This window comes from Mesorhizobium sp. (genome assembly GCF_004962245.1).
Lineage (GTDB): Bacteria > Pseudomonadota > Alphaproteobacteria > Rhizobiales > Rhizobiaceae > Mesorhizobium.
Map to the genome: position 1 here is coordinate 77,628 of NZ_SUHQ01000010.1, position 20,654 is coordinate 98,281.

The window sequence follows — 20,654 nt, forward strand, 5'->3', positions numbered from 1 at the left end:
GTCTCGAATCGGTAGTGGGGTTGTCGCCGCCGGCCAGCGATAGCGCGAGCAGGTTTGATCCCTGTGTCGCACACTAATTCATTGGCCATACGATCATGAGCATCGGCACTGCAACAATGGCGACGAGGAACGATAGCGGCAGTCCCAGACGCGGATAATCGCTGAAGCGGTAGCCACCCGGCCCCATGACCAGCGTGTTGCACTGGTGTCCGATCGGAGTGAGAAAGTCGCAGCCGGCGCCAATGGCGACTGCCATCAGAAATGCTTCCGGCCTGTAGCCCAGATCGCTGGCGAATTCGGCGGCGATAGGCGCCATGACAAGAACGGTGGCGGCATTGTTGAGGAAGGGCGTAACGGCCATGGCGGCGACAAGAATGAGCATCAGTGCGCCGGGCGCCGGAAGAATGGTCCCCAGTTTGGCAAGCTCGCCGGCAATTACTCCCGTCGCCCCTGTACTGCGCAGCGAATCGCTGACTGGAATGAGAACGGCGAGCATGATGAGGATTGGGCCGTCCAGCGATTGGTAGACCTCGCGCAGCGGGATGACCTTGAAAAGCACCATCCCGACCGCGGCCGCAAAGAAAGCGACCGGCACAGGGAGCAGCCCCAACGCAGTCGCCACCATGGCGAGAGCCAAGATCGTTACCGGCACGATACCCTTGCGAACGCTGCCAAGCAGGATGGCCCTTTCCGCCAGCGGCAGGCAGCCGAGTTCCCGCAATATCTCCGGTATCGTCGCAGCATTGCCCTGCAACACGACGACGTCGCCGAGTCTTAGCTCGATTTTGGCCAGCCTGCGGTCGAGGCGCTCGCCGCGACGGCTGACAGCCAGGAGGTTGACGTTGAAGCGGTCGTAAAGGGCAAGGCGCTGGGCTGTCCAACCGACCAAAGGGGAACTCTCACCGATTACGGCTTCGATAGCTACCATCTCGCTGGTGGTGTCGTCACCGCCGACCCTATCGCCCGTGACGCTGAGCTTGCCCTGGGAGACAAGGCGATCCAGCGCCGCTGGGTCGCCTTCGAGCAGCAGAATGTCGTTCATCTTGAGGACAACATCAGGCAGTGGCGTCATCCGCAAAGTCCGATTGCGCAGGATCGAAGTCACGATAGCATCGCCGCCGGAAAGCTTTATGAGGTCTGCGACGGTTTTTCCGAGCACCGTGGAATCGCTGACAATTCGAGCCTCTGTCAGATAATTCTTGATGTCGATGGCTTCATTCAGCGACCCGCCGAGCTTTTCGCGCACCGGTAACAGCCAATAGAAGAACAGCAGGAAGATCGTTCCAGCGGCGGCTAGGGCAGCCCCAACAGGTGTAAAGTCGAACATTGTGAAGGCGGTTCCGGTCAGCTCCTCCCGCACACGCGACACAATGATATTGGGAGATGTTCCCACCTGCGTCATGAGTCCGCCGAGCAGTGACCCGAACGCCATAGGCATCAGGAATATCGAGGGTGAAATGTTCGACCGGCGCGCGAACTGGAAGGCGATCGGAATCATGATGGCGAGCGCACCGATATTCTTTACAAAGGCGGACAGGATCGTCACCACGACCACCAGCAGCGCCAGTTGCGGCCGAACTCCCGATAAGTTCGGAACAAAGCGCTTGATGGCGACTTCCATGATGCCCGAGCGTGCTATGCCTGCGCTCACCAGCAGGGCACTGCCGACAATGACCACGATATCGTCGCTGAACCCGCTGAAGGCTTCGTCAAAAGGCACAATGCCGACCGCGAGTGCAAGCAACAGTGCCGCAGCCGCGACCAGGTCATATCGATACCGACCCCATACGAACGCTGCCATCATCACGATGGTAACGGCGAACGACAGAATTTGCGGCGTAGTCATGTTTTCGAATGCCTCGCCGCTGATTCGGCTGACCACAACGGCCAAACCGCCCTTTTTGTTGCTTCGCTGATCAGGGCTTTGCTAGGCGATCATCACACCTCGTTATCATGTCCTGCGCCATACCTCCGGGTTCCTACTGTAGATCGGGCCGCAACCCGATCGGCCCGCGTCCTCCGCCAGAGGCGCGGGCTTTTGATTGGCTCAGAACTGCTCCGGACGCCGTTCAGCGTGGAACCGCGGGTATTCCCGAGACTGAGCGCGCCGTTTCGGCGGAGAAAACCACGAGGGCAAAGATAAGCACGCCGACAGCGACAATCATTGAGCCGGTGGCGACAATCGGCTCAAGGGCCGGATTTCCATGCAGCATCAGGTAGAGAGCCGCCAACATCACGACCAAGCCAAGATTGTAGACGCCGTAATGGACCATAGCGATCCTGCGGGCGGCTTTTTCCGGGTTCAGGGCGTAGTACCCACCGAATATTGCACTTGTGACCCACCCCAAGAGATTGATGTGTGCATGAGCTGGGTAAGCACCGTGATTGCCTGAAATTGCCATCTGCAGGCCGGCTGCGATTCCCAAAATAAGAAAGACGATCGCTGTCTTGAAAAAGAGTTCCGAGATTTTAGGCATGTCATTCCTCCCAAGCCGTTGCCGGCGGCCCGGCAGCCTATTGGGGGTGACCGGCCGGCCACCGGGCCTAACCGGCTTGCGCCGGCTGATCAAAACATGCACTCACGCTAATGTAATTGCAACATCGAGCTGCCGGCGCGCAGCGAGGTTGACGACCTGGATCCCAAAAAGATGGAGGGCTGGTGGCGGGCGACGAAAGGAGGTCGCTTGCGATGCGCAGCATGTGGCGTCCAGCGTGAGGCGGAATCGCGCCGGGAACGGAAGCAGGCGCTCCGAACCGATCGCGATAGCCGGCGCACAGACGGCGAGCTGCCGTTCGTCACCGTCAGCGTCGAAGCCCGCGCTGCTCCGCGCCTGAGGAGGCAGGTGTCGAATTCATCAACGGCACTGGCGTGAAGTTGCGGACGTAAAAGCGCGGGCCTATTATCCACGTTAGGGCGCACCCTGATGCCGAAGTATCGCCAATCGGCCGCGCAAGCCAGTCCGCCGATCTCGGCAGACCAATATCAATTTAGATCGTCAACGCCCAGCAACCCAGCGATCGCGTTTCTCTAAAGTCAGACCAATCGCCTTTCGCTTTCACTGCGCTGCGGCAATTCACGTACAGCGACTCATCGGAGGCCAGGACGTCGGCAAGAGTCATGCGAGAAAAATGGGAACAAGGATCACCGCCAAACGGTGCATTTTGCCTCCGTGTGTTGCGCCACAGTTACAGTTCAGCCACAATTTCTGTGTTACTTATCCGTGGTGAATTCCTTTAACGTAGGCATCGGTCCATGAAGAAAATCGTGTTTGCCACTACTTTCCTTTTCAGCGGTACGGCCTTGGCCTTGCTTGCGGTTCCGGCCTTCGCGGCCGATGCGGTTGTTTATGAGCCCGCTGCGGCACCCGCCGCTGTTGCCTACGACTGGAGCGGCTTTTATATCGGTGTTCAGGGCGGCTATCTCTGGGGGCAAGCAGATCACAGCTACTCCAACGGTGCGCCAAGTGACGCTTCCGATCCCGATGGCTTCATTGGTGGCGTCCATGTCGGGTACAATTGGCAATCCGGCTCTTTTGTCTACGGTGTCGAGGGCGATTTCGAAGGCGGTAGCGTGGACGGCAGCTTCGAAAACGTAACCGGAGCGACATCTGTTGGAACCAGCGAATTGAACTGGCAGGGCTCGATCCGCGCAAGGCTCGGCTACGCATACGACAAGGCACTTCTCTACGTTACTGGCGGCTGGGCGATTGGCGATTTCGACTTCGGTGGCGGCCCGGTCCCGCTTCCTGTCAGCGGGGGCTATTCGGATACGCTCAACGGCTGGACAATCGGTGCCGGCGGCGAGTGGGCCTTCAACGAACATTGGACCGCGCGACTGGCGTATCGGTATACAGACTTCGGAGAAGCCTCAGGCAACTTGGCTCCGGGATTCCCGGCGGTCGATATGCCGGTTGACCTAACCACGCACGCGGTGAGGGTCGGCGTCAGCTACAAATTCTGATCCGTTGGGGACGCAACGAAAACCCCGGCCTAGCGGCCGGGGTTTTCGTTTGGGCTCGATTGGTCATCACCGCTTCAACATCCGCACCGCCCTGGACTAATGTAATTGCAACATCGAGCTGCCGGCGCGCAGCGAGGTTGACGACCTGTATCCCAAAAAGATGGAGGGCTGGTGGCGGGCGACGAAAGGAGGTCGATTGCGATGCGCAGCATGTCGCGTCCAGCGCGAGGCAGAATCGCACCAGGCGCGAAAAGCAAGTTCGGTTCGCTCCCGCCAATCGAAAAGGATTGCAGAGCCGCGATCGTCCGCGCGGAAACGCTAACCGAAACGCCGTAGGTGGTCGACAAGGGCGCGCAGCTTCGGCGCTACGTTGCGGCGGCTCGGATAATAGAGGTAGAAGCCGGCAAAGCGCGGGCAATAATCCTCGAGAACCGGCACCAGATCGCCCCGATCGATCCACGGGCGAAAGCTCTCCTCCATGCCGAAGGTGATGCCGGCACCAGCGATAGCGAGCTTTATCATCAGCGCCATGTCGTTGGTCGTGATCTCCGGCGCGACGGCGACGCTGAACTCCTTGCCGTTCTCGGCGAATTCCCAACGATAGGGCGCGACCTTCGGCGCACGGCGCCAGCCAATGCAGCGATGACCCGCGAGTTCCCTCGGATGCGAAGGCGCCCCGAACCGATCGCGATAGGCCGGCGCGCAGACGGCGAGCTGCCGCTCGTCGCCGGCGACGGACACCGCGATCATGTCCTGCTCGATCACCTCACCGAGCCTGACGCCGGCGTCGTATCCCTCGGCAACGATATCGAATTCCTCATCCGTCACGGTGATGTCGATCTGAACCTCCGGATTGGCCTCGGCGAAGGTCGCCAGGAACGGCCCTGAAAGGAAACGCTCGGCGATCGACGAGACGGTGAGCCGCAATTGCCCGCGCGGACGCCCGCGCAGGTCCCCGGTGGTCTCCATTGCCGCGCGCATGTCGGCAATGGCGGGCGCTATCTCGGCGTAGAGGCGTTCGCCAGCCTCGGTCAGGCTGACGCTACGCGTCGTGCGCTGGACAAGCGCAATACCGAGCCTCTCCTCCAGCCGCTTCATCGTCTGACTCACCGCCGAGCGGGTGACGCCCATGCGGTCCGCAGCCGCGCGAAAGCTCCGCTCCTCGGCCACGAGGGCGAACACCGCAAGCGCGTTGAGATCCGGCTCCATTGGTTAGCTGTGCTTTCCACGATGGGGAGGAATGGTCGTCTTATCGCAACAGTGAAACAGATCCATCTTCGTGACAACCGCTGCATCGCGGTTCGCAAGATCAACAAGATGGAGACGAGACATGTCCCTCAACAAAATTGTGCTCATCACCGGAGCTTCGAGCGGCATTGGCGCCGCCATCGGACGGGAGCTTGCCGCTGCCGGAGCAAAGGTCATGCTCGGTGCGCGCCGCACCGATCGACTGGATACACTCGCTGAAGAGATCAAGGCAAAGGGCGGGGAGGCGATGACACACCGCCTGGACGTGACCGACCGCGCCGATGTCGCCGCCTTCGCCGAGGCGGCGCGCCAGGCCTGGGGACGCGTCGACGTGATCGTCAACAATGCCGGCGTCATGCCGTCGTCGCTGATGGCCTCGATGAAGGTCGATGAGTGGGACCGGATGGTCGACGTCAACATCAAGGGCGTGCTCTACGGCATCGCCGCGGTGCTGCCGGAGATGACGGCCCGAGGCTCCGGCCATATCGTCAACATAGCCTCCATCGGCGCGCTTTCGGTGTCGCCGACAGCCGCGGTCTATTGCGCAACCAAATACGCCGTCCGCGCCATCTCCGATGGCTTGCGGCAGGAGCACGACAGCATCCGCGTCACGTGCATCCATCCCGGCGTGGTCGAGAGCGAACTCGCCGACACGATCACCGATCCGGCGGCGGCGGAAGCGATGAAGACTTATCGCGCCATTGCGCTGCAACCCGACGCGATCGGCCGTGCCGTGCGCTTCGCCATAGAACAACCGGATGATGTCGACGTGAACGAGATCGTCATCCGGCCGGCAGCCGGCAAGTAGGGAGGCAACAATGGGTTTCCGTTTTCAGATCTCGCACAAAGCAATTGCTGCCGCGCTCGTGCTCTGCGGAGCTTCCACCGCAGCTCTCTCGCAAACGACGGAAGAGCGACTGCAGCGCGGCGACGCCGTCGTCAGGAGCCTGAACAATGGCGCTCCGCAGCCGACGCTGGAACGCATGAGGCAGGAGTTTCCGTTTCTGGCCGAAGCAACCCAGGGCTACGCGCTCGGCGACGTCTGGTCCCGTCCAGGGCTCGACAACCGCACACGCCAACTCGCTGCCGTCGCGGCATTCGCATCCATCGGCGAGCCCGCCTTCATGAAGATCCACGCCGGCTACGCGCTGAATATCGGCGTGTCCGAGAGTGAGCTGAAGGAAGTCATCTACATGGTGACGGTTCCGGCCGGCTTTCCTCGCGCGATCGCTGCATCGCAAGCGCTCTCCGAGCTGTTCGCCGAGCGTCGCGCCGCTCCCGGCAAACAACCCTGAGGCGCTTTCCCATGAAACAGATTTCGATGCTTGCCGCTGCCGTGCTTCTTGCCGGCGCGGCCGTCTTACCGGCACAGAAAGGTCTCACCCAGATGAACGTCGAGCAAAACACGACTACCCTACCTTCAGAAAGCCCCCACCCCTATGTCGGGATGTGGGTCACGGCCGATGGCTATATCCGCCACAACTTGCTTCCAAACGGCCGCTATGACGAAGCGCGCGGAAACCGTGGGAGCGCATACCAAGGGCGCTATACGATCCGAGGAGATCATATCGACTACTGGGATGACACCGGCTTTACCGCTGATGGAAGGTTCATTGACGGCGTGCTGCACCACGCCGGCATGATCTTGTATCGGGAGAAGTAGTGGCCGCTGATGCTCAGCAATTCGTTTGCGAGCCGGGGCTGGCGGCATAGTTGAGATACCGGGCGGCATGAAACGCCGCCCGCCGATCTCACCGCTCGTACGAGCGGCGGGTGCGCGACCGGAGCAGTGCCAGCCCAGTCCACACCAGCATCGCCATCGCAGCCGCATAGCTAATCAACGGCCATGCGCTATCCCCATTCGACAGCGTCACCGCCAACGTTCCGGCAGTGCCCACGACTAGGCTTTGAATGCAGAAATAGAATGCGAAGGCCGATCCGGCGATGTCGTTGAATCCCGCAAGCGCGCCATTGGCCGTGACCGATGCGGTAAGGACGATGCCAACCGCCATGACCCACATCGGCACGATGAAGCTGCCGAAGGACGGTGAGCCGAGTATCTGGCCGAGGCCGAGAACAACCGCGCCGCACAGGAGCAAGGCCATGCCGCGCGCTACGCTTCCAGCAATACCCCACCGGGCGACAAATGCCTTTGCGAAGCGGGTTACCACGATCATGACGACCGCAACGGTCGCGAAGGCGATGCTGAACCGGAGCTCCGAATAACCGGCCCGATCGATGAGGACACGCGGCGCCGTTGAGAAAAAGACGAAGAAGGTGCCCATGGCAGCGCTGAACGCCAATGTGTAAGTCCAGAACTGTAGGCTGGCGCAGACCGGCAGCACCGACCGGCGGGCGACAGCCTGGTCTTCGGGCAGGGTCTCATGCCATCTGAGTGCGGCATTCAGTATGGCTGGCACCGATAGCGCCGCCAGAACGATGGAGATGGCCCGCCACCCGAAATTGCCCGCAATCAGCGCTCCCGCGACAGGGCCGAGCGCCGGCACGAAGGCCAGCATCGAACTGAACAGGCCATAGATGACGACGCCTTCCGGGCGATCGGCATAGACGTCCCGAACCGTGGCGAAAGTTGCGACCAGCGCCGCCGAGGCGCCAACGGCCTGCAGCAGACGAAAAATGACGAAGGGGGCGGCAGTCGACGATGAAGCCGCCCCCAGCGAAGCGGCAGCAAAAAGCACGGCTCCGGCGAGCAGCACCGGGCGCCGCCCGATGCGATCCGAGATCGGCCCGAACACGACCTGCCCCACGCCAAGCATCACCATGTAGAGGCTCAGCGTAAGCTGGATCACGGGTGGCTCGTGCGCAGGATTGCGGGCATCGCCGGAACGACGGGGAGATAGATGTCCATCGCCAGGGAGGCGAGAACGTCAAAAGGCGCCATCAGCAGCAAGGCCGCCGACAGCGGATAGCCCCATAAGGGGCGTGTGGTGGTCATGATGATTATCCGCTCGAATAAGAGAAATCCGGCGGCGTCTGCTCGTCAGCGATCGGCTGGGGATGGGTTGGACAGAGCGCCGCAACAACAAAGCGAGTTGTTGCGGCTTACCTATCCGACGACTTTGCGGCTCCCATGCCGATGCTCCACACGATAAATGATTGACGAACGAGCCCCTTACCCGACCGCCCTCGGCTTGACAACGCCGTTGCATGGCTCTCGACAGAAGGCTTGCCCTGGAAATCCTGATAAAAAGGTTTCGCATGGTGCCGCTGCACCGTATGTCTTTGGTACGATGTCAAAAATAGGGGCCCACCTTGGCGACTGAACCACGTTCTCCACGGCTTGCAGTGCTGATCGATGCAGACAACGCTTCTGCCAAGATTGCCGACGGATTGTTCGAGGAAATCGCAAAGATCGGCGAAGCAAGCGTTCGTCGCATCTACGGCGACTTCTCCAACACCCGTTCGAAGGCATGGGCCGATGTGCTCTCAAAGCACGCGATCGTCCCGCAGCAGCAATTCGCCTACACCACCGGCAAGAACGCATCCGACATCACACTCGTCATCGACGCGATGGACCTCCTTCACAGTGGACGGTTCGAGGGCTTCTGCCTGGTGTCCTCCGACAGCGATTTCACCCGCCTCGCCGCTCGCATCAGGGAACAAGGGATCGACGTGTACGGATTTGGCGAGCAGAAGACACCCGAGAGTTTTCGGCAGGCATGCCGCCGGTTCGTGTACACCGAGAACCTGCTTCCGACCGCGCCGGCCAACGCTCAGGATACGGCGCCGACGAAATCGCTGCAGCCGCCCAGCGCCGCGACGCCGATCATCACCAAGGTCATTTCACAGATGGAAACCGAGGACGGCTGGGTGCCGCTCGGCATTGTAGGAAATCAACTCGCCAATCTGGCATCGGACTTCGATCCTAGAACCTTTGGCTTTCGCAAGCTGAGCGACCTCGTGCGGAAGACCAATGCCTTTGAGATCGATCATCCCGAGGGTGGAGCGGTGCGTATAAGGATCAAGCCGGCGGCTAGAAAGCAGGAGAGATCGAAATCGGCAGCGTCGCGCTGACCCTGCAGAGGAACCTTGGCCGATCCGGCCGGCCTCTGGTCGGACCACTATTTCGCTGGCGGAAACTGCCATTCGGCGTATCATCCTCATGAGAGGGAGTTCTTGGCGGGAGAAGCCAATGAACGTAGCGTCCAGACCGCCTGTCGTTGATTTGACAGTTCAGGAACTTGTTTCATCTGCGCTTTCAAGATTCCGCGCCGGCGACACCATATCGACCAGAGCCGCAATAGATGCCATCCGCCGGGCAGCTCCGGCTTGTGGGGACAGCGACGATCATCTGGTCGAGCTTATCGTCATGACCGCAATTGGTAGGACCATGGGGGTCGTGTTCGACCACCGGTCGCGCTAATGCATGTCGCCCTGCCCGCTACGAGCTTGCTCACCATCTGAACGACACCGGCGACATGAGCGACTCAGCAATCATGAATTTGCGATCCAATGGATGACGCCATTCGTCATCGGAACGAATACCCGGCTGCGTCGTTTATTTCGCTGGAGTCAAGGAGTGGCGTCAATGCGTGATGAACAATTCGACGTTCCCGTGATGATCGAGAGTGGACGGATCGGACGCTCCCTTTATGTGACGAGGACGGTCCAGGCGGCCTCGCTTCTGGTCGATAAATGGCCAGACGAAAAGCGTGGGTCGAAATACCGCGCGGCCTTGAAAGCCATGATGGATGCGATGGAGCAGCGGCGGGCGGTTGGCAGCGCGCGGCGGGCATTCACAGCCGCCGCCAAGGAAGCCAATGTGTTTGTGCGCGAAGGCCGGCACTAAGGAACCTCGCGAAAACTTCCTCGTTATGTCCTCGTGAAACGAGGAGAACTGCCATGGCCGACGACAAGACCAGGACCGACAGCCGCGATCGTTCACGAGTGGCCGGCGACGAAGACTATGAGGTGAGGCATTTCGCTGAGGAGGCTGGCATCACTCCGGACCAGGCTCGCACGCTCATCAAGCGCCACGGCACCGACCGCAAGGTGCTGAATGAGATCGCCGAGAGCATAAAGGCGTTGTAATGCCTGACGAGAAAGCCGCAATGGCGGATCGGAAGAAACGCGTACGGGACGACAAGGAAGCCCTGCGCCTGGCCGAGACCACCGACGTTTCGCCCAATCAAGCGAAGGATCTGATGCGCAAGCACGGCAAGGGCAGCGCCAAGGTCGAGAAGGAAGCAAAGAACTTCAAGGCCGAAGGCTGAGCCGCCGATCTGGCGATTGCGGTGAGGCCGATTGTGACGCCTGCCGCCAAGTGACGACAGGTGATCGATGCGTCAGACAGCCCTGTCAGCTGCTCAACTGCTCATAGAATGCACGTTCGTTGGTTTGGCGTCGCAACCGATCCGCGAACGCGCGGTCGCGCAAGCATCGCGCCGTGCTGGCGAGAAGGTTGAGCTGATCGCCGCTTGGTACCTCTGGAAACAGGAGCAGAACGACGAGATCGACTGGCTGCTCATCGATTGCGTCGAAGTCCAGAGGCCGATCGAGCCTGGCAAAGATACCGAAAGGCTTTTGGACTTCGGAGAGACGTGCATGCGGGATTGCGACTCCGTCACCTAAACCTGTCGAGCCCAGCGCTTCGCGTGCCATCAAGGCGTTCAGGAGTATCTGGCTATCGAGACCAAGCGTCTTTGCGGCGCGGTTTGCCAGCACGTGAAGACATTCGCTTTTGCTCGATACGGAGAGATCGAGAACGATATTCTCGAACGGAATGAAGTCGCCGATCTTCTTGCCAGATTCCATTGATGATGCCCTCTTTTGCCCCACTTTCCACCTTGAGCAGATCGGGCCACCTTGAGCAGGTCGGGGTGTTGAAACTCGTTCGGCTCGATCTTCCGGCGCACTGCCGCCTTCAGTTCGGCGCACGCAGCCGATAGCCGATCCCGGTCTCCGTGAGGATATATTGGGGGCGTTCAGGATTCTTTTCGATCTTCTGCCTGATCTGCCGGACATAGACGCGCAGGTATTGGGTGTCGGTCAGACCGTCCCAGATTTCGCTCAACAAGAACCTGTGCGTCAGCACCTTGCCGGCATGCTGAACCATCAGGCGCAGCAGATCATACTCCTTGGGTGAGAGCTTTATTTCTTGTTCGCCCATCTTCACGATGCGACGCACCAGGTCGACGGAAAGATCGCCGACATGGAAAATCGGTCGCTCGCCCTGCACCTGGAGCTGGTGCCGAAGTGCGGCTCGCATTCGTGCGAGAAGCTCATCCATGCCAAAGGGTTTCGTGACGTAATCGTCGGCGCCGAAATCGAGCGCCTGGACCTTGCCAGCCTCGTCGCCCCGGCTTGACAGAACCACGATTGGGACGCCTTCGTTGCGCTCGCGGATCATCCTCAGCAATTCGAGGCCGTCGATGTCGGGAAGACCGAGATCGAGAATGACCAGGTCGGGATTCTGGGCCAGCAACTCCAGACCGGCCTTTCCGTTCGGCGCTTCGAGAACGTCATAGCCGTGAGTCCCCAAACCCATACGCAGCAGCTTGCGGATGGGCGGCTCGTCGTCGACGACCAAAACCCGGGGCGTGGAAGCAGTCATGCGGCAGTGTCCAATTGCTTGGAGTTCGCGGGAACGGGCATCCTGATCGTGAACACCGCTCCAGGGCGGTCCGAGCGGTTCGCCGCGGTGATTGTCCCGTTCATCGCTTCGATGAACCCCTGCGAAATCGCGAGCCCCAGGCCGGTGCCGGCCCGAACTTGATCGCCCTTTCGCGCCCGGTAGAACTTGTCGAAAATGTGCTCCAAGTCGCCAATCGGAATACCATCGCCCTCATCGAACACCTCCAGGCAGACCGAATTTTCATCACGCCAGCCCTCTATGCGGATGGTTGTTCCGGCCGGGGAGTACTTGGCCGCATTGTCCAGGAGATTGAACAGTGCCTGTTCGAACAGAACAGCATCGAGCATCAGCATCGGCAGGTCGGGGGCGAACTCCAGCTCGACCTCATGCTGAGCAAGAATTCGGGCAGCGCGATCAAGCGCGCTTCCCACGATTTCTCCGACGTCGTGTAGAGATGTGTTCGCAATGATCGCGCCCGATTCGAGCTTGGTCATGTCGAGCAGGTTGGCGATGAACCGGTTGAGCCGCTCGGCCTCGTCGATGATCGTCGCAAGCAGATCGGCTCTTTGCGCATCCGCAAGGTCGGGCCACATGTTCCGCATCGCTTCCGCCGATCCGAGCACCGCCGAGAGAGGAGTCTTTAGGTCATGCGAGATCGATGTCAGGAGAGCCGACCGTAGCTGCTCGGTTTCAACGGTATGTTTGACCCGTTCCATGTCCTCGACCAGATGGACCCGCTCGATCGCCAGCGCCGCCTGATCGGCCAAGGCGTCGAGCAGGCGACGCCCGTCTGGTGTGAGAAGCGGCCCCGGCTTGTCGCTGTCGATGCCGACAACACCCACTGCCCCGCGTCCGGTTCGCATGGGCAGGAACAAGCGCTTGGCGCCGGGCAGGTTCTCGGAGCCGCGCCCGGCGGGGCGATTGCTTTGCCAGGTCCACTTGGCCGCCGCCAAATCGGCTTCGTCCAGAGTGTCTTCGGGTGGATAGCCAGCTTTGACGGCAATCGAACCATTTTCCGGCAGGAGCAGAACCACCCGTACTTTCAGCATCAATGCTGCCTGGTAAGCAGTTGCCCAGAGAACATCGTCAAGAATACCGACGCTGGCGAGTTTTCGAGTGAAGGAATAAAGCAGCTCCGTGGTGCGGGCGCGGGCCATCGCAACGAGGGAGTGTGCGCGCGCGCGCGCCGCAACATTCGAAACGACGATGGCGACGACCGTGAAGAACAGGACAGCTATGACGTTCGTTGGATCGGAAATGAAGAACGTGTAGTAAGGGTTGGTAAAAAAGAAATTGTAGCAAAGGGCCGATACGACGCTGGCAAAAAGCGAAGGCCACAAGCCGAAGCGCACGGCGATGCCGACGACAGCGGTGAGGAAGACGAGGTCGGTATTCGTGGTGCCGATCAACGGCCATAACGCTATGCTCATTGCGACCGCCACAGCGACCCCGAGCGCCGCGTAGGCGTAGGGTAAAAAGTCGAAGGGCTGCGGCCGTTCGGCCGTCGTCACCGTCTTCCTGGGGATGAGATCGCTCTTCAGCTCCTCGCCGGCAATGACGTGAACGCTGATGTTGCCGGCTCCACGCACAAGGTCATGCACGACGGAGCCGTGCAGAATCTCGAACCATCGCGAACGGGTCGACTTGCCGATGACGATATGCGTGATGTTGTTCGCCTGTGCATAGGCGATCAGGTCATCGGCGACACGGCGCGCGCCCCCCGGGATGGTGATGGCCTCGCCCTCGAGGCTCTGCGCCATGCGAAGCGTATCTGCCACGCGGTCACGCTGCTCTTCATTCAGCTGCAGGCTGCGCCGCGTTTCGATGGAGAGTGCCGTCCAGGGAGCGTGCAGACGGTCCGCGAGGCGTTTGGTGTAGCGCACCAGCCCCACGGCGCGTGGATCCTCGCTGATGCAGACCAGAATGCGTTCACCGGCCGGCCATGGTCCCGCGATGGCGCGTGCCTGCATCTGCGTCAGCAATTGCTCGTCGACGCGGTCAGCCGTGCGGCGCAGGGCAAGCTCACGCAACGCCGTCAGATTGGCTGGCGAGAAGAAGTGCTCCAGCGCCCGCTCTGCCTGCTTGGGAATATAGACCTTCCCTTCCTTGAGGCGCCCGATGAGGTCTTCTGGGGTGAGATCGATCAGCTCGACGGAATCCGCTCGGTCGAAGATCGAATCCGGAACCGTCTCTCGAACGCGGATTCGTGTGATCTGCGCGACGACGTCGTTCAGGCTTTCAATGTGCTGGATGTTGACTGTGGTATAGACGTCGATGCCGCTATTCAGAATTTCCTGCACATCGAGGTAGCGCTTGGGGTGACGGCTGCCAGGTGCATTGGTGTGGGCGAGCTCGTCGACGAGAACGATCTGTGGACGGCGCGCCAGGATGGCGTCGAGGTCCATTTCATCGAGCCATCGGCCCCTGTACTCGATGCTTCGGCGAGGAATGACTTCGAGCCCTTCCAGCAGAGCCTCGGTCTCTTTCCTGCGATGGGTTTCCACAACCCCCACGACGACATCATGGCCGTCCTTCTTCCGGGCACGGGCGGTCTGCAGCATTTCGTAGGTCTTGCCGACGCCAGGTGCGGCTCCGACAAAAATGCGAAGCTTGCCGACTCGGCCCTCCTCCATCCGGGCCGCCTCGAGCAGGGCCTCGGGTGAGGGTCGCTTGTCATGGTCTCGTCGTTCTTCCGGCATCACGCCTCGATACTATCCGGATGTTGGCGAGAAAGCACCGCGTTTCGGCTCGCCCATCGAGCCGAATGCGACGCCCGACCGCTCATTGCGCCGTCCCGACCTGGTCGAGTGCGAGATTGAGTTCCAGCACATTCACCAGCCGGCCCGGCGTAAGGAATCCTCCCGGCGCGAAAGCATTGTCCTTGACCAAGGTCTCGACTTGCGACTGCGAAAGACTGCGCGCCGTCGCGATCCGCGGCGCCTGATAGAGAGCGGCCTCTTCACTGATATGGGGGTCGAGGCCGCCGCCCGACGCTGCGGCCAATTCGGGCGGCAACGGGTTCTCGGCGGTAGCTCCGTATTGCGCGACGATCTCGCGGGCCCGATCCGTAAGATCTGTGCTTGTGGGCGACTTGTTGCTGCCTCCTGCGCCGGCGCCATTATAGTCCACCGCCGAAGGCCGTGGCCAAAAATACTTCGGTTGGGTGAATTTCTGCGCGATCAGCCGGCTGCCAACCACTGTTCCGTCCGGGCGAGTTATCAGCGAACCTGCCGCGGCCTCGGGGTTGATGACCTGTCCGACACCCCAGATCACAGTCGCGTAGCCGACAACGCAGATGAGGATGCTGGCCACGACCAGGCGGATGCTAGCGATGAAAAGTTCCATGTGCCTGTTCTCCAGCCTTCTAGTTCATGTAGATGAGATGCTCTGCAACCGGTCCCAGCGTGGCAGCCGGGAAGAAGGTCAGAGCGCCGACGACGAGGATCGTCGCCACAAGCATGCCTGCGAAGGTTCCATCCTCCACACCGAGCGTTCCCGCCGATTCCGCGGTCCGCCGCTTCGTCATCAGGGATCCGACGATCGCCAGCGGCAGGATGATGGGGATGAACCTGGCGAGCAGCATGACGATGCCGGTCGCCACGTTCCAGGGCACCGTGTTGTCGCCCAATCCTTCGAAGCCAGATCCGTTGTTCGCACTCGCCGAGCTGAACTCGTACAGCATCTCGCTGAACCCGTGCGGACCGATATTGTTCAGCGTGTCCTGGCCCCACGGCGTGGCCGCGAAGATGGCGGTGCCGCCAAGAATGAAGAGCCCGTGGGTCAGAAGCGCGAGAAGGGCGAGTTTGACTTCGCGGGCCTCTACGCGCCAGCCGAGGTATTCCGGCGTTCGTCCCACCATCATGCCGGCGATGAACACGCCGACGAGGATGTAGAGGAACATGTTGATCATGCCGACGCCGACGCCGCCGAAATCCTCGTTCAGCCACATGCCGATCATCGGCATGAGACCTGCAAGCGGGTTCAGGCTGTCATGCATGGCGCCAACCGAGCCGTTGCTGGTCGAAGTGGTCAGCACGGCCCAGGTCGGCCCGGACGTCGTGCCAAAGCGCAGCTCCTTGCCTTCCAGGTTGCCGACAGTCTGTTCGATCGGAAGCTGGGCAAAGGCCTGCGTGGGAGCCGTTTCGAAATAGACGGCAAAGGCGGTTCTGGTCAGCACCAGCGCCAACATCACGCCGAACACAACTGTTGCGTGACGCATGCGTCCGATAATCCGGCCGAACATCCACACGCACGCCATCGGAATGATGATGATGGAAATCAACTCGATTGCATTGGTCCAGAAATTCGGGTTCTCGAACGGGTGCGTGCTGTTTGGTCCGAAGAAGCCGCCGCCATTGGTGCCGAGCTGCTTGATCGCCACGAACGCAGCGACCGGCCCGCGTGCAATTGTCTGCTGGACACCTTCCAAGGTCGTCGCGACCGCCGAGCCTTGGAACGTCATCGGCATGCCACCAATCACCATAGCCGACGCGACAACGAGCGCTACGGGCAGCAGCACGAGAAACGAGGCACGCTGCACGTCGACGAAGAAGTTGCCCATGCCCTTGCCCGCAAGACCACGCGCGAGCGCTGTCAAGGCGGCAATGCCGGTCGCCGCCGACACGAACTGCAGCCACATCAGGGCGCCGAGCTGCGACATGTAGCTCCAGGTCGATTCGCCCGAATAATGCTGGAGATTGGTGTTGGAGGTGAAGGAAGTCGCGGTGTTGAAGATCAGGCTCCCTTCGGCAGCTCCCATGCCGTCCGGGTTGAGCGGCAGGTATTGCTGCAGGGCCATAATGCCGAAGCTCACCACGAACATCATCAGGTTGAAAATGAGCATGGCGATCAGGTACCGCTGCCAGTCCTGCTGCGCGCGCGTGATCGAGCCGCCGAAGGCTTGGAAGATCACGTTGAACCGGCCGGCTGCGCCGACGTCGGGTGCGTCCGGGTCCATCGCCCACTTCATATAGCGGCCGAGCGGCCAGGACAGAAGGGCAGTGCCGCCAACGATGAAAACGACGAATAGAATGGAATATGCAAACATGGGTCAGCTCCAGCGTCCCTGGCTTCAGGCTCGATCGACCGACAAGGTCATCCAATAAAGAAGGGCGAAGATTGCGATTCCGAGCAGCAGATAGATCAGCACCATTGGAATATCCTTCCGATCACGCGAGATGTAATGCGGTTACGAGCATGTCGATGAGCTTGATCCCGATGAACGGTATGATCAGCCCGCCCAATCCGTAGATCAGCAGGTTTCGGCGCAGCACGGCTGGCGCGCCGATGGCTCGGTATGTAACGCCCCTCAGCGCCAGCGGGACGAGCGCGATGATAATCACCGCATTGAAAATGATGGCCGAAAGGATTGCGCTCTGCGGCGTCGCCAGGCCCATGATGTTCAGCGCTCCCAGCTGTGGATACAGAGCTACGAACATCGCCGGGATGATCGCGAAATACTTCGCCACGTCGTTGGAGATCGAGAAGGTCGTCAGCGCCCCGCGGGTCATGAGAAGCTGCTTGCCGATCTCGACGATCTCGATCAGCTTCGTCGGGTTGGAGTCGAGGTCGACCATGTTGCCAGCTTCGCGTGCAGCCTGAGTGCCCGTGTTCATGGCGACACCGACATCCGACTGCGCGAGCGCCGGGGCATCGTTGGTGCCGTCGCCGCACATCGCGACGAGCTTGCCCTTGGCCTGTTCATCCCGGATGAGCTTGAGCTTGTCCTCGGGTGTGGCCTGGGCGAGAAAATCGTCGACACCGGCCTCCGCCGCGATCGCCGCGGCCGTCATCGCATTGTCGCCGGTGATCATGATGGTGCGGATGCCCATAAGCCGCAGTTGCTGGAAGCGCTCGCGAATGCCGCCCTTGACGATGTCCTTCAGGTGCACGATGCCGAGCAATTTGCCGTCCCGGGCGACAGCAAGCGGTGTGCCACCCGATTTGGCGACCTCATCGGCGATGGCGTTGAGCTCGCGTACCGCGTCAGGGCTCGGCGCCGAGCGTGCGGAACGGGATGTGCTTGCGGCCGCAGCCGTGCCCGGTGAAACATTGAGGAAGCGCAGGACAGCATCCACCGCGCCCTTGCGCACCCACGAGTCGCCGATCTCGACACCACTCATGCGGCTCTGGGCCGTGAATGGAATGAAGTTGGCACGGCTCTCGCCGACGTCACGCCCGCGAATCCCGTATTTCTCCTTGGCCAGCACGACGATCGACCGGCCTTCCGGAGTCTCGTCGGCAAGCGAGGCAAGCTGCGCCGCATCCGCGAGCTCTTGTTCGGACACGCCGCGGATCGGCCGGAATTCAGTCGCCTGCCGATTGCCCAGCGTGATCGTTCCGGTCTTGTCGAGCAGCAGCGTATCGACGTCGCCCGCAGCTTCCACGGCACGACCGGACATGGCCAGCACATTGAAGCGCACGAGGCGATCCATGCCAGCGATGCCGATGGCCGACAGCAGCGCGCCGATGGTCGTCGGGATCAAGGCAACAAACAGCGCGACGAGAACCGGGATCGCGATGCTGCCGCCCGCATAGCTCGCGAAGCTGGGGATCGTCGCCACTGCCAGAACAAAGATGATGGTCAAGCCTGCGAGCAGGACATTGAGGGCGATCTCGTTCGGCGTCTTCTGGCGTTCGGCACCTTCGACCAGCTTGATCATGCGATCGAGGAAGGTAGAGCCAGGCGCGGCTGTGATTCGCACCCGAATCCAGTCGGATAGCACCTGCGTGCCGCCGGTCACCGCCGAGCGGTCACCGCCTGATTCCCGAATGACCGGCGCCGACTCGCCGGTGATCGCCGCTTCGTTGACGGAGGCAACACCCTCGATAACCTCGCCATCCGACGGGATCGTATCGCCCGGTTCGACCAGGACGACATCGCCGACCTTCAAGCTGGTGCCCGGGACGGTCTTGTAGTTGGAACCCTCGGATTCCGTCAGCAGCTTGGCCTGCGTTTCCGTCCGTGTCCTTCTCAGCGTATCGGCCTGCGCCTTGCCGCGCCCCTCCGCCACCGCTTCGGCGAAGTTCGCGAACAGTACCGTGAACCAGAGCCAGAGGATGATCTGGAATGTGAAACCGAGACCCTCTGCACCCACCGCGAGATCGCGCAGAAAGAGGACCGTGGTCAGCGCCGCGACAACCTCGACCACGAACATGACGGGATTCTTCGCAAGGACCCGCGGGTCGAGCTTGGTGAAGGCAGAGCCGATCGCCGGTCCAATGATCTTTGGATCGGCCAATGCCGAAACCGGCATCCGCTTGCGCAGGTTCGAAGTGTCCATCAACGTAACTCCGTCGGTCAAAAATGGTGTCTTAGCTTGCGTGCCAGAGGATCGGCGATCCGCCCCTCAAATGGCTCAGTCGGTCGACCATGAATGGACCGTCGTCGCCGGTCCGGATCAAATCGGCAAAGATTATGACCCGCTGCTTAGAATCGATCGGGCCGCAGCAGGGCATAGGTGAGATAGATCAGCAGGGCCACCGTCACGACACCTGCAAGCGCGTAGTCGAAAATCATCACAGCCTCCTCAGGCATGCTCCATGCGACCTACGTCAGGAGGTAGTGAGACGCCTCCTTGGTGGGTACGCTTTTGGAGCGCATCCAGGGGCATGCGAAGGTCACCGCCCCATGTTGCGGTTAGTTGCCAGTCAACGCATATGTTTTCGAGAGGGAAGCAAAGTCGAGATTATAGGAATCTCATATAGATGCCGTGCAACATCCCGCAGGGCAGATCACGCGTCAGGGTTCGCGAAACGGTTCCAGACTCCGCAATCGACCAGGTCGACGACATCCTTCGCACAATGCTTCGGTCGGATGCCCGCGCATGAGGGTCGATGGGCTTTAGCCCCACCAATTCCGCCCCAGCGAGGCTTTAACCATGGCATCACCGGGCAACTGCCCTATATGTTTGGGGGTTCTTTTTGCAGGAATGAATGGAATGTCGCGACTTCGCCTATCGACGATCTTCGTGTCGGCAATGCTGGCAACGGCGACTTTGCCGGGCGCAAGTCCGGCCGCCTCGGCGCAGGTTCTCAATCCTGCCAATCGCAATACCCTGGCCCAGCAAAACGAATTGCTGCTGCTGGAGAACAGGCTGCGGCGGCAGCAATTTCAGCAGCAGCAGCAGCAGTTCCGTGCCCAGGATCGCGAGATCGCGCCGCAGCAACGGCCCGATGTGCCGCAGATGGAGCCTACTTGCCAGCTGCAGCGGTCGGGCAACGGCTTCGTCAGCACTTGCCGTTGATGAGCCGGCGCTTTTCATTTATTTAGCCGACTTATGTACTTGAACGCCGCTGTGCTTGAAGTAGCATCAAAGGCGGTTTTGATTTCGCAGCGTGCCTTGTGCTTGGGCACTGCCCTGATTGGATCATCGGGAATGGCAGCCACCAAGAAGAAGGTCGTACGCAAGGCGAGGAAGGGTGAGCGGGTCCGTCAAGTCGCTGCGATTCCCTTTCGGCTAAGCGAGCGTGGCGAAGTCGAGGTGATGCTGGTCACCTCGGTATCGACAAGGCGCTTTATCGTGCCCAAGGGTTGGCCGATGAAAGGCAAGAGCGGGCGCAAGGCAGCCACCATCGAAGCGCAGGAGGAAGCCGGCGTCCTCGGCAAAACGCTGAAGGAGCCGGCCGGCACCTATTCCTACTGGAAGCGGCTGACCAACCGCTTCGTCCGCGTCGATGTCACCGTCTATCTGCTGGCGGTGACCGAGGAGCTGGCCAATTGGCAGGAGGCCAAAAGGCGGCAGCGGGCATGGCTGGCGCCGGAAGACGCGGCGATGCTTATCGACGAGCCCGATTTGTCGACGCTGCTGAAGAACTTGAAGGTTCCCCAGGCGCCCGCTTAACCACGTC

The 20,654-nt window shown here is 60.9% G+C and carries 20 protein-coding genes and 1 pseudogene; 10 read left to right on the forward strand and 11 right to left on the reverse strand.

What is annotated here, in order from left to right; translation table 11 throughout:
- Positions 1-73 precede the first annotated feature (73 nt).
- Together E5X88_RS12755 and E5X88_RS12760 are read right to left on the reverse strand one after the other, a co-directional pair.
- Positions 74-1,846, reverse strand: coding sequence for an SLC13 family permease (locus tag E5X88_RS12755; protein WP_292161866.1), 1,773 nt, complete (start codon positions 1,844-1,846; stop codon positions 74-76).
- A 223-nt stretch (positions 1,847-2,069) separates the two neighbouring features.
- Complete coding sequence (locus E5X88_RS12760; protein WP_292161667.1) at positions 2,070-2,477, reverse strand: hypothetical protein; 408 nt, start codon at positions 2,475-2,477, stop codon at positions 2,070-2,072.
- Positions 2,478-3,253: 776 nt separating this feature from the next.
- Here E5X88_RS12760 and E5X88_RS12765 point away from each other — a divergent pair.
- The gene (locus E5X88_RS12765; protein ID WP_292161669.1) at positions 3,254-3,961 is read left to right on the forward strand and encodes an outer membrane protein; all 708 of its coding nucleotides are present in this window, start codon (positions 3,254-3,256) and stop codon (positions 3,959-3,961) included.
- Between the two features lie 318 nt (positions 3,962-4,279).
- Here the strand turns inward: E5X88_RS12765 and E5X88_RS12770 are convergent, their stop codons facing one another.
- Complete coding sequence (locus tag E5X88_RS12770; RefSeq protein ID WP_292161671.1) at positions 4,280-5,170, reverse strand: LysR family transcriptional regulator; 891 nt, start codon at positions 5,168-5,170, stop codon at positions 4,280-4,282.
- A 121-nt stretch (positions 5,171-5,291) separates the two neighbouring features.
- On the opposite strand from E5X88_RS12770, the gene E5X88_RS12775 reads away from it, so the two are divergent.
- The 3 genes from E5X88_RS12775 to E5X88_RS12785 are packed head-to-tail and all read left to right on the forward strand — an operon-like array spanning position 5,292 to position 6,872.
- On the forward strand, positions 5,292-6,017 hold the full coding sequence (locus E5X88_RS12775) for an SDR family oxidoreductase (RefSeq protein ID WP_292161672.1): 726 nt from the start codon (positions 5,292-5,294) through the stop codon (positions 6,015-6,017).
- A 10-nt stretch (positions 6,018-6,027) separates the two neighbouring features.
- The gene (locus E5X88_RS12780; protein ID WP_292161674.1) at positions 6,028-6,504 is read left to right on the forward strand and encodes a carboxymuconolactone decarboxylase family protein; all 477 of its coding nucleotides are present in this window, start codon (positions 6,028-6,030) and stop codon (positions 6,502-6,504) included.
- A gap of 11 nt (positions 6,505-6,515) precedes the next feature.
- Positions 6,516-6,872, forward strand: a complete 357-nt coding sequence (locus E5X88_RS12785) for an Atu4866 domain-containing protein (RefSeq protein ID WP_292161676.1) — start codon at positions 6,516-6,518, stop codon at positions 6,870-6,872.
- 88 nt (positions 6,873-6,960) lie between these two features.
- Here E5X88_RS12785 and cml read toward each other — a convergent pair.
- Positions 6,961-8,165: pseudogene (gene cml / locus E5X88_RS12790) on the reverse strand (CmlA/FloR family chloramphenicol efflux MFS transporter).
- A gap of 317 nt (positions 8,166-8,482) precedes the next feature.
- Here cml and E5X88_RS12795 point away from each other — a divergent pair.
- The 4 genes from E5X88_RS12795 to E5X88_RS12810 all read left to right on the forward strand — a co-directional run bounded on the left by E5X88_RS12795 (position 8,483) and on the right by E5X88_RS12810 (position 10,443).
- Complete coding sequence (locus E5X88_RS12795; RefSeq protein WP_292161677.1) at positions 8,483-9,244, forward strand: NYN domain-containing protein; 762 nt, start codon at positions 8,483-8,485, stop codon at positions 9,242-9,244.
- A 442-nt stretch (positions 9,245-9,686) separates the two neighbouring features.
- Positions 9,687-10,019 (forward strand): DUF982 domain-containing protein, encoded by a 333-nt coding sequence (locus E5X88_RS12800; RefSeq protein ID WP_292161679.1) that lies wholly within the window; start codon positions 9,687-9,689, stop codon positions 10,017-10,019.
- Between the two features lie 53 nt (positions 10,020-10,072).
- Positions 10,073-10,261: a DUF3606 domain-containing protein gene (locus E5X88_RS12805; protein WP_292161681.1), complete on the forward strand. Its 189-nt coding sequence runs from the start codon at positions 10,073-10,075 to the stop codon at positions 10,259-10,261.
- Positions 10,262-10,281: 20 nt separating this feature from the next.
- Complete coding sequence (locus tag E5X88_RS12810; RefSeq protein WP_292161684.1) at positions 10,282-10,443, forward strand: hypothetical protein; 162 nt, start codon at positions 10,282-10,284, stop codon at positions 10,441-10,443.
- A gap of 85 nt (positions 10,444-10,528) precedes the next feature.
- On the opposite strand, the gene E5X88_RS12815 is transcribed toward E5X88_RS12810, so the two are convergent.
- The 7 genes from E5X88_RS12815 to E5X88_RS12845 all read right to left on the reverse strand — a co-directional run bounded on the left by E5X88_RS12815 (position 10,529) and on the right by E5X88_RS12845 (position 19,323).
- Positions 10,529-10,984, reverse strand: coding sequence for a PTS sugar transporter subunit IIA (locus E5X88_RS12815; protein ID WP_292161686.1), 456 nt, complete (start codon positions 10,982-10,984; stop codon positions 10,529-10,531).
- A gap of 109 nt (positions 10,985-11,093) precedes the next feature.
- On the reverse strand, positions 11,094-11,783 hold the full coding sequence (locus E5X88_RS12820; RefSeq protein WP_292161687.1) for a response regulator transcription factor: 690 nt from the start codon (positions 11,781-11,783) through the stop codon (positions 11,094-11,096).
- Positions 11,780-14,503 carry a sensor histidine kinase KdpD gene (locus tag E5X88_RS12825; RefSeq protein WP_292161689.1) on the reverse strand — a complete coding sequence of 908 codons (2,724 nt, stop codon included), beginning with the start codon at positions 14,501-14,503 and terminating at the stop codon, positions 11,780-11,782. Before E5X88_RS12825 ends, E5X88_RS12820 begins: the two co-directional genes overlap by 4 nt.
- 82 nt (positions 14,504-14,585) lie before the next feature.
- Positions 14,586-15,149: a potassium-transporting ATPase subunit C gene (locus E5X88_RS12830; RefSeq protein WP_292161691.1), complete on the reverse strand. Its 564-nt coding sequence runs from the start codon at positions 15,147-15,149 to the stop codon at positions 14,586-14,588.
- Positions 15,150-15,168: 19 nt separating this feature from the next.
- The gene (gene kdpA / locus E5X88_RS12835; protein ID WP_292161693.1) at positions 15,169-16,851 is read right to left on the reverse strand and encodes a potassium-transporting ATPase subunit KdpA; all 1,683 of its coding nucleotides are present in this window, start codon (positions 16,849-16,851) and stop codon (positions 15,169-15,171) included.
- Positions 16,852-16,972: 121 nt separating this feature from the next.
- Positions 16,973-19,087 carry a potassium-transporting ATPase subunit KdpB gene (gene kdpB / locus E5X88_RS12840; RefSeq protein ID WP_292161695.1) on the reverse strand — a complete coding sequence of 705 codons (2,115 nt, stop codon included), beginning with the start codon at positions 19,085-19,087 and terminating at the stop codon, positions 16,973-16,975.
- A 146-nt stretch (positions 19,088-19,233) separates the two neighbouring features.
- Positions 19,234-19,323, reverse strand: a complete 90-nt coding sequence (locus E5X88_RS12845) for a K(+)-transporting ATPase subunit F (RefSeq protein WP_292161697.1) — start codon at positions 19,321-19,323, stop codon at positions 19,234-19,236.
- 421 nt (positions 19,324-19,744) lie between these two features.
- Between E5X88_RS12845 and E5X88_RS12850 the strand changes: the two genes are divergently transcribed.
- Positions 19,745-20,050 carry a hypothetical protein gene (locus E5X88_RS12850; protein WP_292161699.1) on the forward strand — a complete coding sequence of 102 codons (306 nt, stop codon included), beginning with the start codon at positions 19,745-19,747 and terminating at the stop codon, positions 20,048-20,050.
- A gap of 132 nt (positions 20,051-20,182) precedes the next feature.
- Entirely contained in the window at positions 20,183-20,647 is a 465-nt protein-coding gene (locus E5X88_RS12855) for an NUDIX hydrolase (RefSeq protein WP_292161701.1), read from the forward strand.
- The last annotated feature ends 7 nt before the right edge of the window (positions 20,648-20,654 follow it).

Excerpts from the sequence above, each read along its gene's own strand:
- E5X88_RS12810 (WP_292161684.1), top strand. The coding sequence starts at position 10,282 with ATGGCGGATCGGAAGAAACGCGTACGGGACGACAAGGAAGCCCTGCGC.
- E5X88_RS12755 (WP_292161866.1), bottom strand. The coding sequence starts at position 1,846 with ATGACTACGCCGCAAATTCTGTCGTTCGCCGTTACCATCGTGATGATG.
- E5X88_RS12815 (WP_292161686.1), bottom strand. The coding sequence starts at position 10,984 with ATGGAATCTGGCAAGAAGATCGGCGACTTCATTCCGTTCGAGAATATC.
- E5X88_RS12805 (WP_292161681.1), top strand. The coding sequence starts at position 10,073 with ATGGCCGACGACAAGACCAGGACCGACAGCCGCGATCGTTCACGAGTG.
- E5X88_RS12825 (WP_292161689.1), bottom strand. The coding sequence starts at position 14,503 with ATGCCGGAAGAACGACGAGACCATGACAAGCGACCCTCACCCGAGGCC.
- E5X88_RS12780 (WP_292161674.1), top strand. The coding sequence starts at position 6,028 with ATGGGTTTCCGTTTTCAGATCTCGCACAAAGCAATTGCTGCCGCGCTC.
- E5X88_RS12770 (WP_292161671.1), bottom strand. The coding sequence starts at position 5,170 with ATGGAGCCGGATCTCAACGCGCTTGCGGTGTTCGCCCTCGTGGCCGAG.
- E5X88_RS12800 (WP_292161679.1), top strand. The coding sequence starts at position 9,687 with ATGACGCCATTCGTCATCGGAACGAATACCCGGCTGCGTCGTTTATTT.
- kdpA (WP_292161693.1), bottom strand. The coding sequence starts at position 16,851 with ATGTTTGCATATTCCATTCTATTCGTCGTTTTCATCGTTGGCGGCACT.
- E5X88_RS12765 (WP_292161669.1), top strand. The coding sequence starts at position 3,254 with ATGAAGAAAATCGTGTTTGCCACTACTTTCCTTTTCAGCGGTACGGCC.
- E5X88_RS12845 (WP_292161697.1), bottom strand. The coding sequence starts at position 19,323 with ATGATTTTCGACTACGCGCTTGCAGGTGTCGTGACGGTGGCCCTGCTG.
- E5X88_RS12785 (WP_292161676.1), top strand. The coding sequence starts at position 6,516 with ATGAAACAGATTTCGATGCTTGCCGCTGCCGTGCTTCTTGCCGGCGCG.
- E5X88_RS12855 (WP_292161701.1), top strand. The coding sequence starts at position 20,183 with ATGGCAGCCACCAAGAAGAAGGTCGTACGCAAGGCGAGGAAGGGTGAG.
- E5X88_RS12830 (WP_292161691.1), bottom strand. The coding sequence starts at position 15,149 with ATGGAACTTTTCATCGCTAGCATCCGCCTGGTCGTGGCCAGCATCCTC.
- kdpB (WP_292161695.1), bottom strand. The coding sequence starts at position 19,087 with ATGGACACTTCGAACCTGCGCAAGCGGATGCCGGTTTCGGCATTGGCC.
- E5X88_RS12775 (WP_292161672.1), top strand. The coding sequence starts at position 5,292 with ATGTCCCTCAACAAAATTGTGCTCATCACCGGAGCTTCGAGCGGCATT.
- E5X88_RS12760 (WP_292161667.1), bottom strand. The coding sequence starts at position 2,477 with ATGCCTAAAATCTCGGAACTCTTTTTCAAGACAGCGATCGTCTTTCTT.
- E5X88_RS12850 (WP_292161699.1), top strand. The coding sequence starts at position 19,745 with ATGTCGCGACTTCGCCTATCGACGATCTTCGTGTCGGCAATGCTGGCA.
- E5X88_RS12820 (WP_292161687.1), bottom strand. The coding sequence starts at position 11,783 with ATGACTGCTTCCACGCCCCGGGTTTTGGTCGTCGACGACGAGCCGCCC.